The organism is Pelosinus sp. IPA-1 (assembly GCF_030269905.1).
In the GTDB taxonomy this organism is placed as follows: domain Bacteria; phylum Bacillota; class Negativicutes; order DSM-13327; family DSM-13327; genus Pelosinus.
In genome coordinates this window covers 22451-37384 of sequence record NZ_BSVC01000006.1, presented here as the reverse complement: position 1 = coordinate 37384, position 14934 = coordinate 22451, and the positions used below count along the sequence as shown (strand labels likewise).

Below are 14934 nucleotides of genomic sequence, written 5' to 3'. Positions count from 1 at the left end.
ACCTCATTGTATAAATTTCACAAATACTTGGCTACCTGCAGGCTGTACCATATGTATTGCATTTAACACAGCTTCACGAGTTAAAGCTCTTTTTGTATCAACGATTGAAGAAAAGAAAAAGCCACAATTTTGAAAAGCCAAAGAATCAAAATATGATAATCCAGCACCGCCATGATAATCTCCAGCTAAACGTACGCTAACATACCCAGTGTACGAAGTGTCTTCTTTCGTTCCCACTCTTGCACAGTATACGCCGCTTCCATCTATAGCCGCTGCCGTATCAACATCCTGCTTTTGGGTATAAAAAAAGCCGGCATTCCAATACGCCGTATCTCGAATCGGTTCAAAAATTTCCACAGGATCATTACCAGTTATAATTTGAATTGCTTGTCGAATCGATTTTCTGATTCCCCTAGCATGAAATAGAGTTAAAATGATTCGAGATCGAAAGGCATCATCGCTTTCAAGTGGTAACCGACGCAATCTCGCCAAGTCCCAAGCCCATCGTTCCAGCCATTCTCCAGTGGCTGTTGTTAAATAAATTTGATCCGTCATAAAGTTGATTCCAGTTTGAATCGCGTCAATTACACGTTGAACACCTGAAGCCAAAGCGTACAGTACTGTACCAGGCTTTACAGCATCCTCACCAAACCATTGTAGATATTGTAGAATTTTCATTCGATCACAACCTCTTCAGGTGAAGTTCGAAGCAATTGATCCTCTGCAAGCATCACATCATTGGTCGGTGCTAAAATTCTAACATTTTCTGCACCTTCAACACCACGGGCCAAGTATATCAGATCAGCTAAATATACGGACTGCCCCATCTTCAAAGCATTAACATAGGCTATAATAGCCTCTTGTACTGCCGCCTTAACTGCTTCATCATTAACATCTGCTTTCGTTATAACCTGTAAGTGTGTAGTAAAATCAGCGAGTTTGGCAGTATCCACAATATACTGAACAGTAAATGCACGATAGTCTTCCAGCACTGCCCGAACGGACTGAAGTAATGTTTGGTTGGCAACGCCTGATCCATCATCAATATAAATAGTAAACCAGCCTTTACTTGGCACATTTTCTTTGATCGTAACTGATTCCACGCCTTTAACAGCTGACGCGGCATATACAATTGCTGAGGCGGTCCCTCTGCTTAAGGAATCGAAGTAATCAGGCACGCGGTTTTTAAAATCAGTATCATCTTCTATATCCTCGCCGCCGCCCATTAGCTTGATTTTCCCCCATTCAATACCACTGATTGCTATTCCTGATTGTTTTAAAACAGTACCAGAGAGCAAATTATAATTACTTCCGACAGCCACAGCTTGCGCTTGGACATCAATACTGACTTCACCGATATTTAGCAACGTATCTGCCTGTGTCGTATACTGCAATTCGCCAGTTTCATTCTGAAATATTGTACCAGCTGAAATCAAAATACTGATGGGCGAAGGTGAATCTCTACCAATCGTAATAAGTCCGTATGCGGCTGAACCAGCTTTTCGCTCCATTCCCAAATCATTGAGACGCCGATCTAACCACTCACCTGACGACGTATTTAAAAAGAATTTAGATACAAAAAGCTGAAGATTATACCATAGCTCCTCAGAAACGGCAGCTACCGCTTCCAGAATAGTCCTGAGTACTGAACCGACATTGAAATCAGTTATTTTCTTATTTTCACCAACATATTCAAAGAGGTTTGTTAAAATATCTTTAAATGTTTTAAACACTTTGCATCACCGCCTCTGATGAGTACGTCCAAACCAAATTCCCCTGACGCCCATCATTAATAACATAGGTAATCGAAAAAGCAACTTGACGCTCCTGTAGTACAGCCTCGTAGGTTGCATCGACAACTTTAGCCCTCGGATCATCATTTATACAAGTATGTATTGCTGTTATAGCTTCCATAAACCAAGTATCAGTCATTGGCTCGGAAAGAAGATCCCAAATCTCACAACCATAATCAGGATGTGCCCAAAGTTTTCCTTTTGGTGTATTCAGTCGTTTGATGATTGCCTGTCTAACTACTGCAAGATCATCTATGAGTTGAAAATCATACGTGTCCGTAATTTTAATATCATTTCCAATAGCTACCTCCCAACTTAATCCCTCAAGTGCGATATCGATGCCAAGTTCTTTATTTTTTATAACCATCACCCTCCAGCAAAAACATTTTGTGAACCTGATGAATGGCTACCTGATTGACCGCACGACATACACGTCGTTGCATCACCGATTCGCGTTACAGGTTGTCCATTGACGAAAACGCTACTTGAACCAGCTATACTTTGAAAAGTACCTCCATGAGGACAATTAGTAGCTCCAGTATCATGAAGTCGATGCACTGGCTGTCCATTTACAAATACATTTATGCTGCCTTGTTGATTTGTACCTGATCGGCTATGTGGGCAGCAAGGCAGCCCCTTATTGCATATTCCTGTTGTTGTATTTCCTTGCCTAGTTACTGCCGGCAAAATCCTCACCTCATTTATTCATATAAATATTGGCACCAAGCAAAGTTAAGTTACCTTTTGCCTCTAAAGTAACGTTACCTGCTTTATCAAATCGAAGTACCGATCCCGATTCGTGGACAAGAGCTACATTTCCATCTTCTAACGGTGCCGGATCACATTCCTCACTATAGAGCTTACAAACCACAATACCATTATTCAAGTCACCATTTGGAAAATTGACCAATACTTCACTTCCATTATGAGGCAATGCATACATTCCCCAACCTGCGCCAACATACTGACTACCAACTCGTATATAGTCTGTTTCAATGTCTAGAAGTGGCAAAAAAACCTTTACCCTATATCTCACTTTATTTACACTTGTCACAACTCCACATTGCGATAGTGCATCCTGCCTTGGTTCCCGACGCATAGCATCACCTACATTTCACTTTCCTATTAGTCATATAAATCTTTTCTATACTGAGCCGCACTGTCTGGACGCTGAGAGGTAAGATTCATTTCTGTAAAAAACCCTCCGGATTTTGAAAATATATGACGGGCTTTTTCGATATAGTAATTACCATCAAATACTTGTCCGCATCCTTTAATTACTACTTTTTTTTCAGGGTCTACTAAGGGCGAACCCGGAATACGTACTTGTTCTGCGGTTACCACGCCACGAGACCATTCTTTTAGTTTATTAGCAGCAATTTGATCAGCCAATTCTTTTGTTATTGCTTTTGGATCATATACTACTCGCTTCTTCTCACCATATTTCATTAAATCCTCGTCTTTCGCTTCACCTTGAATAATCTTCTTTTTCCACCCCAACCAATGCCGTACAACCACATAATTAATTATGCCAACCATTGAGTTATCAAACTGCATTGTCAATACATTCGACTTCTCTTTTTGCTTATAATTCAGTTCAGCAATAACGGCATCATCTGTTTCTTTACGTGGCCCAAAATATAAAATTTTATTCTTTTTCACATAGCAAACAAAACCTTCTCGATCAGCAAGTTCCTGCAATATTTCCCACTCTTTCCGGTCTTTGTATAGGTCTTTTTCAATGACGACCTCTGTTTCCGTTACATCCACTGTTAGCCCATTTTCGACTGCCAGCTTTGCCGCAATTTGTGAAGCTGTTTGTTCCGCATACGCAACAGAAAACTCTCTATCAATCAGTCTACCTGAATAATCCCTGCCGACTAATTGAACTATCATTTGTTCACCAAAATATGGTCTAACGCCATCAATTCTCCCAGTAAACACATGGGTCAAGTCTTCTTTTGACCAATGATTTGGATCTGATACAGAACCGAGCCAAAAAGATATCTCCTGGTCTTTTTTAAAATAATCGGAAAGTAAGAAATCATTTTTTAATATACAATTAAAACTATCTGCAGCTGCATACAAGGACAAGTCAATATCTACACTGATAATGTCCGACCACTTTACGGCAACAGGTTCGTTTTTTTCTGGATTTATGACTTCTATCCAACAACGATGTGCCCCCATTCCATCACCTCAAATTTCTTGGTAAATAATCAGATACTACTCTGGGTAATTGCCCAATTTGTTCCTCTATTAAAGTATTTATTTCTGCTGTATTTGTACGATTAGGAACTTTGATTTCTTCCATGCCAGCTGGAATAATACTACTTGTTAAGCGATTGATTTGTGACAATATCATCCACTCATGCGGACTTCCTAAAACATCAGAAGCAATCGATCTCAAAGTGTCACCCTGCGTAACCCGCCGAGTATTAAACTGTGATGTTACCTCATCAAGTCTTTGCCCCAAGCTTTTCCCCTTGGCTAGTAAAACCAGCGATTGAGCTAACGGTATGGTGGTTTGCATCTTCTGTAATGCTTGTATTAATTCCTGACGATTTACTGAGGTTGATGTGCATCCAATGGAATGGTTGACCGTTGCTAGGGTCTGATCCAAAGTATCTTTTACATTTTTAAGCTGCTGTTTCATATTTTGAATTGGACTTGTAACAGTGACTACCGCAGACAAATAAGCTTTTCTCGCATTATATAGGCTTTGTCGCACACTTTCTGCAGCCTTCGAGACATCATTTACAGACTTCATGGCTTTATTAATGTCATCTTTAAGCTTATCTAAGCCACTTTTTGCTTTTTCTATCTTATCAATCTTGTCATTCTTCGGTTGGCTTTTAGAGTCGTAGTCACTTTCCAATCGTACCAATTCAATATCATAGCGAATTTTATCTCTACGGTAATACTGATAGGAGTAACTTTTAATCAATACCCTGCAAGAAATTTCTTCAAATAAAAATTGGAAACCGCTTTTTTCGGTTCCCTCATCAATGTTTATTTTGCTATCATATAAAGCTTGTAAATCTAATGCTTGTTGATATGCCCCATCACCATAGAAAATCCCACTCCATTTGACGGTTCTTTCATCACGTCCCATATCTTGATATCGAGGACGATCACCAGGCACATCATACTTGACCATTGCACGCATACCAGTAAAATCAATTTTGTTTTCTGGAGGAATTGCTATTTTAAGATCTCCTAAAACGATTTCCATCACATCACCCACTAAAAATTATAGCTCGGATTACGACTGTCAATATGTTTTCCTGATGGTTCCAATTGGGCCACAAATTGATTAGCTTCATTTGTCGTAGCAACATTCACATTAACTGTTTGATTGATATTGTTTGTATTACTACGATTACCACCACTAAGAAACGGTTGGTCTCCTGCATTTAATTCCACACCTTTAATAGGACCATAGAATGACATTTTACCAGTCAGACCTAATCCCTCTTTTGCCTTGTCTATCCAATCGCATGCCAAATTTATGGCGTTACTTACAAATCCGGAAATATTGGTCCATGTCTGCTTACCCCAATCACTGATAGCGTTCCAAACCCATATACATTTATCCTTAAAGCCCATAAAGTTTGTATTCCATGCCCACACAGCAGCAACAACAATTGCCGTTATGCCTGCAATAATCCATCCAGCCGGGCCCAAAGCCACTATCCAACCACTTGCTATCCTTGCCGCATTCACCAACCACATAGGTGTAAATCTTGCTACCCATCCAGACACTTGATTCAACCAAGGCATAGCTTTCTGTGCCCCTTGAATGATTGATGAAAAATTAGTCCCACCGCTGCCGCGCGCTGCTCTAAAACCTGACTGAAACTTTTGCAAACCATCGATATATTGCTTGTACTCCGGAAAAACCTGTTTTGTGCCTTCTATTGCCGCAGGCACAACACCTTTTCCCTTACCACGAGCTGCACTAAAACCTGACTCGAACTTTTGCAAACCTTCAATATATTGCTTATACTTCGGAAAAGCCTGTTTTGTGCCTTCTATTGCTGCAGGAAAAACGCCTTTTCCCTTACCACGAGCCGCACTAAAACCTGACTCAAACCTTTGCAAACCATCAATATATTGCTTATACTCCGGAAAAGACTGTTTACTACCTTCAATTGCTGCAGGCACAACGCCTTTTCCCTTGCCACGAGCTGCAGTAAAACCTGATTCGAACTTTTTTAATTTTTCCCAATTTTCCCACCCCGATATTGTATCTAACTTATCAAGTCTACTACCCGCTACAGCATCTTTACTATTGATCACCACTTGAGTAGCCGGATTTTTGTTAATCTCTACTCCTTTTTTGCTAACCGTCTTAACTGAAGCAGATTCATTAATATTGTTAGCACTGTCTCTAACTATTTCACCAAGACGTTTCACCTCTGCTGATGCATTTACTATTTCGTCCCGCATTTGCTGAATAGAAATACTAGTATTATATGTTACATCCCACAAGTTTTTAAACTCTTCTTCTAATTCCTTCGCTTTTTGTACATTTTTTTCAAGATCACTGCCAGAAAAGGATCCAATCTGTGTGGTAGCACTTTCCGCTGGTTGTTTTACTAGAAGTACCTGGGTAATCATAGGTAAAGACTTCATCGAGGTAACAGCCTTTTCTATCTTTTCCATAACCTCTTCCACTTTGTTCAAAATTGGACTCACATTATCAAAAGAATTAAGCATCATAGACATATTGAATGAAATATCCATTCATTCCCCCCTCTAACTACAACTTCAAATACTACTAGCTTCACTAAAATAGGTACATAAAAAACTATGAACGCAATTACTATCGCGCTCATAGTTTTTACAATTTTAATCATCTGGCGGTTTTTCCTTATCAACCAGCCACTCCAGTGCCATATACAGTGCATCCCGTTCCAAATCACTAAGCAAAAGCCATTCGTTATATGTTGCGGCATGACCATATTTACTTATTTGGATGAAGCGATAGAGGTCTGCCCTTGTCGCAAAAAACGTGCTGCTTCTTTTGCATTGTTGCGCTTTTCATCATTCATGCCAAACATTTCTTGAAATACTGTCTGATAGAAAGTAACGTCTTCATCCGACATATTGTCAAACAAGCGTTTGTAATCGGCTTGATCAACCGTTTTACTATCGATAGTAGCGACACATTTAGCCGCTACATAATTATCAATCAGGAGGGCACCGCTGGCCATATTATCTAGACTCATTTTTAGCATTTGCACAACATTCACACGGTCTGCCCCTATTGGTTCTCGAAAAGTAATTTTCTTACCGCTTGGTAACTCTAATGGTCCAAAATTTTGTTGTTCCATATAAACGCACTCCTTCAAGTATATAAATCAGATTTTTGTAAGCTGTGTAGGGAAAGCAAGGTAGGCAAATGCACCTACCCTGCAGTTTTTTTATGCTTCGCTAATACCTTCAGCCTTGAAACTTAGATCTTTGTCCACAACACCTTTGCCACCTTTAATGCTTAGAGCCAATTCATTGATAACCGCCTGCTCAATTCTCAGTCGACCGTTTATTCCTTTATCCGGATTATCAGCCGTACAACTAATGGTAAAACGCGGACTTTCCCCGATTTTTTCTCCACGACGAAGTGCAGAGTAACCATAGACACGACTGATAATATCAGTATTCATCCAACCACGCTTTAGCTTACCACTGATACTGATAACACCATCCAAAATCCGAGCAATTCGCTCATTCGTTTCTAGATAATCCTCCGTATCATTTTTAATCGTAATCGTAACTTCTTTATACTCACCTACAAGCTCCGGTCCGTTCGGTCCCATAATTGATATAGATACATCAAAACCTTGTATAGGATCATTATTTGCCAAAATTCTCACCTCTCACATATATTTTAAACTGATGATTCACGTTTAAACCTGAGTATAATAAAATCTGCAGCATATAGCGGCAACCACCGAATAATAGCTGTTAGAATGCGATTTGTCACCATTTCTGGCGTATTCGTCTGCGCATTACACAAGGTCGGCTTGTAACCTCTAATCAAGCCAAGATTTTTCTGCACTTGCAAGTACATATCAATTTGCGTAGCAATATCCTGCCAGAGTCTCTCATCATGAGGCTCAGATATTGCCCATTGCATAGCATGATACAGTTCCATCTCCATCTTGTCCTGTTGACGGCGAATATTGGTCTGGCACCAGGCTGGATCTGATGCGAGTGTTAAACCATTACGAATTCTGAAACCTCTTTCATTGACTAATGTGATTGGACTAATTCTAGCCATAGTAAGAGCTTTTACCTCTGCATAGGTATAGTTATTTTCACAAGAGATAATACCAAGAATTTGCTTGTTACTCGGAGATTTATGAGGTTCAAGCCAAGAGAGTCTTCCTGCATAATAGCCATCAGGTGCAACAAATTTACCCGGCAGATCTTCCGGTTCTACCCATGGATATACTAATATCCCTCGATCACTGTCAAGCGATGTAGTCTGTGATACAACAGCATCTACGCTCAAGGTAGGAGTTGTGTTAAGAATAGCAACTCGCAAACCTTCCTCTATATCACAATTTTCAACGAAAGAAAGTAATGCACTCTGAATAGCCGGACTATACTGTTGGGCACAAAGAACAATTCCCACTTGTACAGGCTCCAATGCTTTTAAGCCTGTCCGAAAACCTGTAGAAGAATCAATTGTACCTATGTAATCAGCATCCATTACCGCAACTCCGTCATTTCCTCCAATTAAAGATACATTGGCTACTGCTTTAGGTAGCTTATTTCCATTACCTAACTTGGCAATTGTAACAAATTTACTTTGGATACTCAGATTAGCCAGTGTCAGTGCACTAAATGTTTCTTTAGCCTCGCCACATATAATAGTTAAGCGAAACGTACTAGTATTTTCCTCTATATTTAATTTAATGTCGTTCCCCCACACACCAGGGTCCGAAGCTGATACAATAAAACTGTCTTCACCACCATCATCTTTTAAAATAACGCTGGCTGCTTTAGCGCCTGTACCAGCGATGCGCACAATTTTAAAATCATTTGCGCCTTGCTGTAAAGCTGCATAGGCACTCAAGTATCCTGTCAGACCTGCCTTATATCCACCAAATTTTTCAATAAGCTGATTTACATCACCTACTGTAGTAGGTATGTTAATCGGTCCTTTCTCAAATGTCCCTACAATACCAATACCAGCAAGGCTCATTTGTGGCGTGGGACGCGCTCCCACATCACTCTCATCTATTTGTACACTAGGTACAATAAATTCCATCGGCATATCTATCAACTCCCTCTCGTATCAAAAATCAATTTTAATTTTATACACAGTTAGTACTTCTCTTGGCACCTGTCGTGGCGCATAATATTTCGCCTCAAATGCAATAATAGCTCCATGCAGATTTTCAATCTCATTCATAGTTACATATTGAATCCCTTGAACAAAACTGCTTGAAACTATTCCTTTTAATTCATATCGTTGTACAAGAATATATCTCACTGTTTGAGCTAAAATCTGGATATTCTTTTCCCCTCGTTCAACATCTTCATCCTTACATTGAACATAAATCTTAAAAATAGCTGTTGCCTCGTCCCTTGTTCTGTCATACAACTCAAATTTTTCTTCCTCACACCCAACACTAATGGTTGTCACATCTACTGGAACCATACCATTGGTTTTTCGCCAATTCATTATTATTTGCTTAAGTTCAGCATCAGCCCGTAGGATTTCTATAATCTTATCCGTAATTTTATCTACAGTTGTTATTACGTCCTACCTCCTCTCATTACTTTATCCGTACAAATTTGCTTGAATTTAGATAGGTAATATTATAATCTTTTTTGATTTCTACCAAGTCGATATCACTCAAAGCCAACCGAATGATACCTCAAATAAACGAATAACTTCCTGACGAATACGATATAAATGACGTTCAGTCACTGCCAGTTCTTCAGCTATAATCTTAAAGGGAGTTTTTTTAAAATACCGTTGTTGAACAAAAGCTCGTTGTAGAGGACTTAAGACTGTCATAGTAGCTTCTATCAGATTAATATGCAAAATATAATCATTGCGTCGCACTCCCAACCCTCCATTATGGCTCATTACCATATTCTTTAATTCAACAATATTTCCCTTATGTTGAGGTTGGAGTTGTTCCGAGTTGACTTTCCATACAGGGTAATCATATAAAGCTGCTTCCACACACTTAGCAATTGGACTATTACCAGCTGGCCTACTACTACTACTACTACTACTACTACTGCTACTACTACTATACATAATCCTATTCACAAATTCCCCCGAATGCTCATAGTTAATCATCATACCCTCATTTGCCATAAATTCTGCTTTCACAAAAACGTCCCCCATTTCAAGCATGATAAAAACAATATCAATTAACATATTTGGTAACCTTTACCACTTCTAAGATACACCTTTGAAATTCCTTTGTAACTGACATAAATCTGACATAAAATCATAATTATTACATAAAAGATGAAATAAGTAAAAAAAGGTAGAGGATCTCTCCTCTACCTACAATTTTTTAACTATTCTTTTTAACTTTATTATTTCAGTTAACTATTTTCTATGTAGTAAATAATCATAAGCCATAAGAGCCGACTTAGCGCCATCTCCAGCTGCAATTACAATTTGTTTATCAGGTCCATTTGTTACATCTCCTGCTGCATACAAGCCAGGAATATTTGTTTTAGAACGACAATCGACAACCAATTCCCCTTCTTGGTTCATTCCTACTATGTCTTGTAAAAATTCAGAGTTAGGTTCTAAGCCGACCTCTACGAAGACACCTTCTACGGCCAAATCTTGAGTTTTTCCTGAGGCAATTTCGCTAATTGTGATTTTTTCAACTAATTCATCACCAAAAATCCCCGTTGAAACATAACCTTTCATCTCTACTATATTCTTAGCAACCTTCATTTTATCTAGAAGTATCGGATCCGCATTATAAGTATTATTCCGAACTATTAAATATACAGTGGGAGCTATATCACTAAGCTCTAAGGCGGCCTGGACAGCAGAATTACCGCCTCCTACAACAGCCACTACCTTATCGGCAAACAAAGGGCCATCACAAGTAGCACAATAACTAACACCTCGACCGGTGAACTCAATTTCCCCAGGTACTTCTAATCTTCTTGGACGTTTACCCATTGCCGCAATTACTGTTTTACCTTCGTATTCGCCCTCCTCTGTCTTAATTAAGAAGGTGCCATCATCTCTCACTTTTAGACTACTTACTTCTTCGTATTTTGTTAATACAGCAAAGCGTTTTACTTGCTCTTCAAATTTACTCATCAGCTCAGGGCCGCTAATAAATTGATATCCCATATAATTTTCAATCTCTTTTGTCCACATAAGCTGTCCGCCAAATTCTTTTGTTAGTAATAGGGTATCCATCTTCTTACGTGCTGCATATACAGCTGCCGTTAGTCCTGCTGGTCCGCCACCAATAATAATTAAATCATACATATATCTATACCCCATCCTTTACTTTTTTTTGTAACTACTTTACAAACGATGAATATAATTATAAACTTTTTGTAAAACATTAGAACATCTTACACAAATAATAACATAAATAAAAAGCGAGGTCTGTATTAATATGATAACACCTGAAATTATTGCCAGAATTAACGAGTTAGGAAGAAAAAAAAAGGCAGGGCAACTAACAGAAGAGGAAGTCGTGGAGCAAGCTAAATTACGACGTCTTTACATTGATACAATTAAAAATCAAGTAAAAGTTCAATTTGATGCACAAAAACAGCAGGCTGATCAACATGTTCATCATCCCGGTTGTGGTTGCCATCATAAACATTAATGGATTCCGTAAAAATACCGAAGGCTAATTGCAGCCTTCGGTATTTTTACGGAATCAGAAAGTATAACACTTTCTTGATTCCAAGTAAGAACGACTAAGGCTTCTGCCTGCGTCCGAGGATCTGGCACAAGCCAAGTCTTTTCTTATGATTACTTTTTCTTTTCAAAAGTTTTACAATCCGTATCATCCGTTTTGCCAGCATTCTCACCAAACACATCTATGTTTGTAGCAGTACATACATTATTGTCGTGCCAATGATTACAGTTGTTAACAAAACATTCAACTACAGGGGTTATTTGAGTGCCTTCTATGAAAGCCGCTGATAGGGAACCGCCAATATTCGCATTATGAAATGCTCCTAACATGTCGCCCATTGTCTTACGATGATGAAATGATTTACATTGGGTGTCCTTTGATGTGTCTGAAGTACCTGTTTCTTCATTATAAATACTAATCTTAGCCGCCATACATTGATCACCTGGCATATAATGGGTACACTGATCAACAGTACACTTTACTACAGGATTTGTCATTCATGCTTCACTCCTTTATTATACTTTACCTTTGTTCAACAGCTAGTGTATGAAGGATTGGTATCTATGAATTTATGTTCCTTACTAGTATCTTACTCTTCCTATATTTTTATCCATCTAAAATGGTTTTTACGTCCGAAAGTTAGCTCATACAATTAATAAATTAAACGCGACGCGAACATCGTAGCCACATTCTGTACAATACAATAAATGTACACATTGTTCCCCGATATGACTTTCCATGTAAGGGCTATAAGGACCTACATAGTTTTGAAGTTTTCCTCCATCTACTAACAGTCTGCTGCAGTTGGGGCACTGCTTTCTCAGCCCTTGCAATCCATTACAAATAGGACAAAGTTTATCCATTTAGTACCTCACTCATCTATTGTAAAATTATACGATGCTTTCCTTCCTAGCAGCAGAGTGTAAACATTTCTAATACATTAGCATATGATAAACTAAAATCACTTTACGTAAGAGGTGACAACAATGCTGGTCACAGTAAACAGTCTATTAGAAATTTTCACAATTGTAGTTGGAGGAATAATTTCATTTATTGCCTGGCATGGGATTCGGAAAAGTGCTGACAGCCATAACTATATTAAAGGTAAAATTGTAAGCTTCTTTATATTATGTACCAGCATTCTCGATTTATTGCATCTCGTTTCCTATTCTTCAAATAATCTCGCTGGAAACGGTTGGATTATTTATTGGATGATGTCCGGAATAATCTGGGCTTCTGCCCTATTATACGGCATGAGCCTTACGCTAAAAACGCCTAAATTTACTGATACTATGTTGCTCTATACTGCAACGCTACTACTAATTGGTTTATTTATTGGATTACTTACTAATTTCAATTATAATCTTACTAATTTTGACGTATTACCTTCCATTATTTACATCACAAATGATTCTCATCCCTTAGTGATCGCTACTCTATATGTAACCCTTAGTATTCACCTTCTTACCATGATTATCTTACTTCGCAATTACAAAAAATATCTTACCCGCAGTTACATTCAAAAAGGCTTGTTTTTTAGCATTCTTGTAAATCTGCTTTATCTTACCGGTGGTCCAGTTCAAGAAAATCTTTTAGCCCATCTATGTAAATGTTTTGCCTATTATTTTATCCTGCAAGCCGTGTTTAATTTTGTAATCAAATATCCCTATGAACAATTACTCAAATTAAAAGAACAACTAGAGCAACTCGCTGTCAACAATGCACAATTATATAAAAAATCAGAACAGCAACGTAATTTATTAGAAGACACATTATCTAAAATAGGAACGATTATATCTTCACAACTAAATGTAAAGGATACTCTTGACGCGATCGCTGATATGATCACTGATTTAATGCATTCCAGACAAAGTTTAATTGGCTTAATATCCACGAATCAAACTCATCTTCAAGTCGTTGCCACTTATGGGATTAATACTCCTCCAACTGTTATCCCCTTAAATCACTGTTTGCGAGGGCAAGTTATTGCGCAAAACGTCGCACTTTCTATAAATGATTTATCACAACATCCTAATATAGAAAAGCCCCAACTCATTTTTTCTAGCATTCAGTCTTTAATTTGTGCTCCTTTAATCCACGACAACCAAGTCATTGGCGTTATTGAAGCTTACTCTTCGGAAATTAGTGCTTTTGATGAAAGTGATATAAGATTTTTAACAGCCCTTGGCCGTTATGCAGGAACAGCCATTGCCAGCGCAATGCTTTTTGAAAAAACCAAACTCCATCTTGAAGAAGAAAAATTTCTTTCGGAGATTACCCATACGACATCAACAACAATTGACACAAATACGATAATCGAACAATGTACTTCCCATGTTATGAAAGCACTTAATTCGGATGTAGCCATTGGGCTGCTAATTAGTCCTAACAAAGAAACCTTTACTACGATTTCTTCGATAAATTTCAATTATAAACTTCCAACATTTGATTTAAACTTATATCCCACCTTAGCATCTTTAATTCTAACCCTCAAACCATGTATTACAACCGCCAATGCCTTTGCTCCTTTTGCCGAGCTATACGATCAAAATGCGTCTCGCTATATGATGGTCATGCCAATTGCTGTGGAGAAAAATCTAATGGGATTGATACTCCTTGGTTGGCAACATTTTGTCGCTCCTGAACGTCTAAATCGTATTTCTTTCGCCTTTTTAATGTCACAACAGATTGCACTTGGTTTAGAAAAGGCCCATTTATATAATCATATTAAGTCTATGGCTCTCTCTGATAGCTTAACAGGTTTAGCCAACCGCCGTAATTTTGATATGTTTTTAACGATTGAATTAAAACGGGCTGCATCCCTAAAATTTCCACTAAGCTTAATTATGCTGGATCTTGATAAATTTAAAGATTACAATGATTCTTATGGTCATGTTACTGGTGATAAATTATTAAGCCAAATCGGAAAAATACTCCAAAATAATGTACGCACTATTGATTTACCAGCTCGCTATGGTGGTGAAGAATTTAGCATTATTTTACCAGAATGTAATAGCAGTGAGGCCAAGTTTATTGGGGAAAAACTACGTAACATCATTGAGGGTGAAGAATTTCCTGATAATCATGACACCAACACGGGAAAAATTACAGCTAGTTTGGGGATTGCTACCTATGATCCTGCGATTACACCAACCCTTCCTTCTATGGAAAAAATTATAGAAATAGCTGATAAAGCACTTTATCAAGCAAAAAACCAAGGTCGCAATCGAGTAATCGCCAACCTTATTATCAGTTAA

At 38.3% G+C, this 14934-nt stretch carries 18 protein-coding genes; 2 read left to right on the top strand and 16 right to left on the bottom strand.

Annotated features, from left to right (window positions below; genetic code table 11):
* Positions 1–3: 3 nt before the first annotated feature.
* The 14 genes from QSJ81_RS15085 to QSJ81_RS15020 all read right to left on the bottom strand — a co-directional run bounded on the left by QSJ81_RS15085 (position 4) and on the right by QSJ81_RS15020 (position 11292).
* Positions 4–678, bottom strand: coding sequence for a UCP028438 family phage-derived protein (locus QSJ81_RS15085; RefSeq protein WP_285718194.1), 675 nt, complete (start codon positions 676–678; stop codon positions 4–6).
* Complete coding sequence (locus QSJ81_RS15080) at positions 675–1733, bottom strand: baseplate J/gp47 family protein (protein ID WP_285718193.1); 1059 nt, start codon at positions 1731–1733, stop codon at positions 675–677. Before QSJ81_RS15080 ends, QSJ81_RS15085 begins: the two co-directional genes overlap by 4 nt.
* A complete protein-coding gene (locus QSJ81_RS15075) occupies positions 1726–2160 on the bottom strand; it encodes a GPW/gp25 family protein (protein ID WP_285718192.1) in 435 nt (144 codons plus the stop codon). The genes QSJ81_RS15080 and QSJ81_RS15075 overlap by 8 nt, the downstream gene beginning before the upstream one ends.
* Positions 2160–2480 (bottom strand): PAAR domain-containing protein, encoded by a 321-nt coding sequence (locus tag QSJ81_RS15070; protein WP_285718191.1) that lies wholly within the window; start codon positions 2478–2480, stop codon positions 2160–2162. Before QSJ81_RS15070 ends, QSJ81_RS15075 begins: the two co-directional genes overlap by 1 nt.
* 10 nt (positions 2481–2490) lie before the next feature.
* Complete coding sequence (locus QSJ81_RS15065; RefSeq protein WP_285718190.1) at positions 2491–2892, bottom strand: phage baseplate assembly protein V; 402 nt, start codon at positions 2890–2892, stop codon at positions 2491–2493.
* Positions 2893–2918: 26 nt separating this feature from the next.
* The gene (locus QSJ81_RS15060; RefSeq protein WP_285718189.1) at positions 2919–3983 is read right to left on the bottom strand and encodes a phage late control D family protein; all 1065 of its coding nucleotides are present in this window, start codon (positions 3981–3983) and stop codon (positions 2919–2921) included.
* Between the two features lie 4 nt (positions 3984–3987).
* Complete coding sequence (locus QSJ81_RS15055) at positions 3988–5028, bottom strand: hypothetical protein (protein ID WP_285718188.1); 1041 nt, start codon at positions 5026–5028, stop codon at positions 3988–3990.
* An 11-nt stretch (positions 5029–5039) separates the two neighbouring features.
* Positions 5040–6542, bottom strand: coding sequence for a phage tail tape measure protein (locus tag QSJ81_RS15050; protein ID WP_285718187.1), 1503 nt, complete (start codon positions 6540–6542; stop codon positions 5040–5042).
* Between the two features lie 224 nt (positions 6543–6766).
* Entirely contained in the window at positions 6767–7132 is a 366-nt protein-coding gene (locus QSJ81_RS15045; RefSeq protein ID WP_285718186.1) for a hypothetical protein, read from the bottom strand.
* 90 nt (positions 7133–7222) lie between these two features.
* Positions 7223–7663 carry a hypothetical protein gene (locus tag QSJ81_RS15040; RefSeq protein WP_285718185.1) on the bottom strand — a complete coding sequence of 147 codons (441 nt, stop codon included), beginning with the start codon at positions 7661–7663 and terminating at the stop codon, positions 7223–7225.
* A gap of 23 nt (positions 7664–7686) precedes the next feature.
* Positions 7687–9081 carry a phage tail sheath subtilisin-like domain-containing protein gene (locus tag QSJ81_RS15035; RefSeq protein ID WP_285718184.1) on the bottom strand — a complete coding sequence of 465 codons (1395 nt, stop codon included), beginning with the start codon at positions 9079–9081 and terminating at the stop codon, positions 7687–7689.
* A gap of 21 nt (positions 9082–9102) precedes the next feature.
* Entirely contained in the window at positions 9103–9492 is a 390-nt protein-coding gene (locus tag QSJ81_RS15030; protein WP_285718183.1) for a hypothetical protein, read from the bottom strand.
* 174 nt (positions 9493–9666) lie between these two features.
* Positions 9667–10155, bottom strand: coding sequence for a hypothetical protein (locus tag QSJ81_RS15025; RefSeq protein ID WP_285718182.1), 489 nt, complete (start codon positions 10153–10155; stop codon positions 9667–9669).
* A 225-nt stretch (positions 10156–10380) separates the two neighbouring features.
* The gene (locus QSJ81_RS15020; RefSeq protein ID WP_285718181.1) at positions 10381–11292 is read right to left on the bottom strand and encodes an NAD(P)/FAD-dependent oxidoreductase; all 912 of its coding nucleotides are present in this window, start codon (positions 11290–11292) and stop codon (positions 10381–10383) included.
* Between the two features lie 133 nt (positions 11293–11425).
* Here QSJ81_RS15020 and QSJ81_RS15015 point away from each other — a divergent pair, with 133 nt between their 5' ends.
* Complete coding sequence (locus QSJ81_RS15015) at positions 11426–11641, top strand: DUF896 domain-containing protein (RefSeq protein ID WP_285718180.1); 216 nt, start codon at positions 11426–11428, stop codon at positions 11639–11641.
* 149 nt (positions 11642–11790) lie between these two features.
* Here QSJ81_RS15015 and QSJ81_RS15010 read toward each other — a convergent pair whose 3' ends face one another.
* Complete coding sequence (locus tag QSJ81_RS15010) at positions 11791–12174, bottom strand: DUF1540 domain-containing protein (RefSeq protein WP_285718179.1); 384 nt, start codon at positions 12172–12174, stop codon at positions 11791–11793.
* Positions 12175–12321: 147 nt separating this feature from the next.
* A complete protein-coding gene (locus tag QSJ81_RS15005) occupies positions 12322–12540 on the bottom strand; it encodes a hypothetical protein (RefSeq protein WP_285718178.1) in 219 nt (72 codons plus the stop codon).
* A gap of 123 nt (positions 12541–12663) precedes the next feature.
* On the opposite strand from QSJ81_RS15005, the gene QSJ81_RS15000 reads away from it, so the two are divergent.
* Entirely contained in the window at positions 12664–14934 is a 2271-nt protein-coding gene (locus QSJ81_RS15000) for a diguanylate cyclase (protein WP_285718177.1), read from the top strand.

Coding starts and splice junctions, on each gene's coding strand:
- QSJ81_RS15065 (WP_285718190.1), bottom strand. CDS start 2,892: ATGCGTCGGGAACCAAGGCAGGATGCACTATCGCAATGTGGAGTTGTG.
- QSJ81_RS15050 (WP_285718187.1), bottom strand. CDS start 6,542: ATGGATATTTCATTCAATATGTCTATGATGCTTAATTCTTTTGATAAT.
- QSJ81_RS15085 (WP_285718194.1), bottom strand. CDS start 678: ATGAAAATTCTACAATATCTACAATGGTTTGGTGAGGATGCTGTAAAG.
- QSJ81_RS15020 (WP_285718181.1), bottom strand. CDS start 11,292: ATGTATGATTTAATTATTATTGGTGGCGGACCAGCAGGACTAACGGCA.
- QSJ81_RS15045 (WP_285718186.1), bottom strand. CDS start 7,132: ATGGAACAACAAAATTTTGGACCATTAGAGTTACCAAGCGGTAAGAAA.
- QSJ81_RS15005 (WP_285718178.1), bottom strand. CDS start 12,540: ATGGATAAACTTTGTCCTATTTGTAATGGATTGCAAGGGCTGAGAAAG.
- QSJ81_RS15075 (WP_285718192.1), bottom strand. CDS start 2,160: ATGGTTATAAAAAATAAAGAACTTGGCATCGATATCGCACTTGAGGGA.
- QSJ81_RS15060 (WP_285718189.1), bottom strand. CDS start 3,983: ATGGGGGCACATCGTTGTTGGATAGAAGTCATAAATCCAGAAAAAAAC.
- QSJ81_RS15010 (WP_285718179.1), bottom strand. CDS start 12,174: ATGACAAATCCTGTAGTAAAGTGTACTGTTGATCAGTGTACCCATTAT.
- QSJ81_RS15000 (WP_285718177.1), top strand. CDS start 12,664: ATGCTGGTCACAGTAAACAGTCTATTAGAAATTTTCACAATTGTAGTT.
- QSJ81_RS15030 (WP_285718183.1), bottom strand. CDS start 9,492: ATGAATTGGCGAAAAACCAATGGTATGGTTCCAGTAGATGTGACAACC.
- QSJ81_RS15015 (WP_285718180.1), top strand. CDS start 11,426: ATGATAACACCTGAAATTATTGCCAGAATTAACGAGTTAGGAAGAAAA.
- QSJ81_RS15055 (WP_285718188.1), bottom strand. CDS start 5,028: ATGGAAATCGTTTTAGGAGATCTTAAAATAGCAATTCCTCCAGAAAAC.
- QSJ81_RS15035 (WP_285718184.1), bottom strand. CDS start 9,081: ATGCCGATGGAATTTATTGTACCTAGTGTACAAATAGATGAGAGTGAT.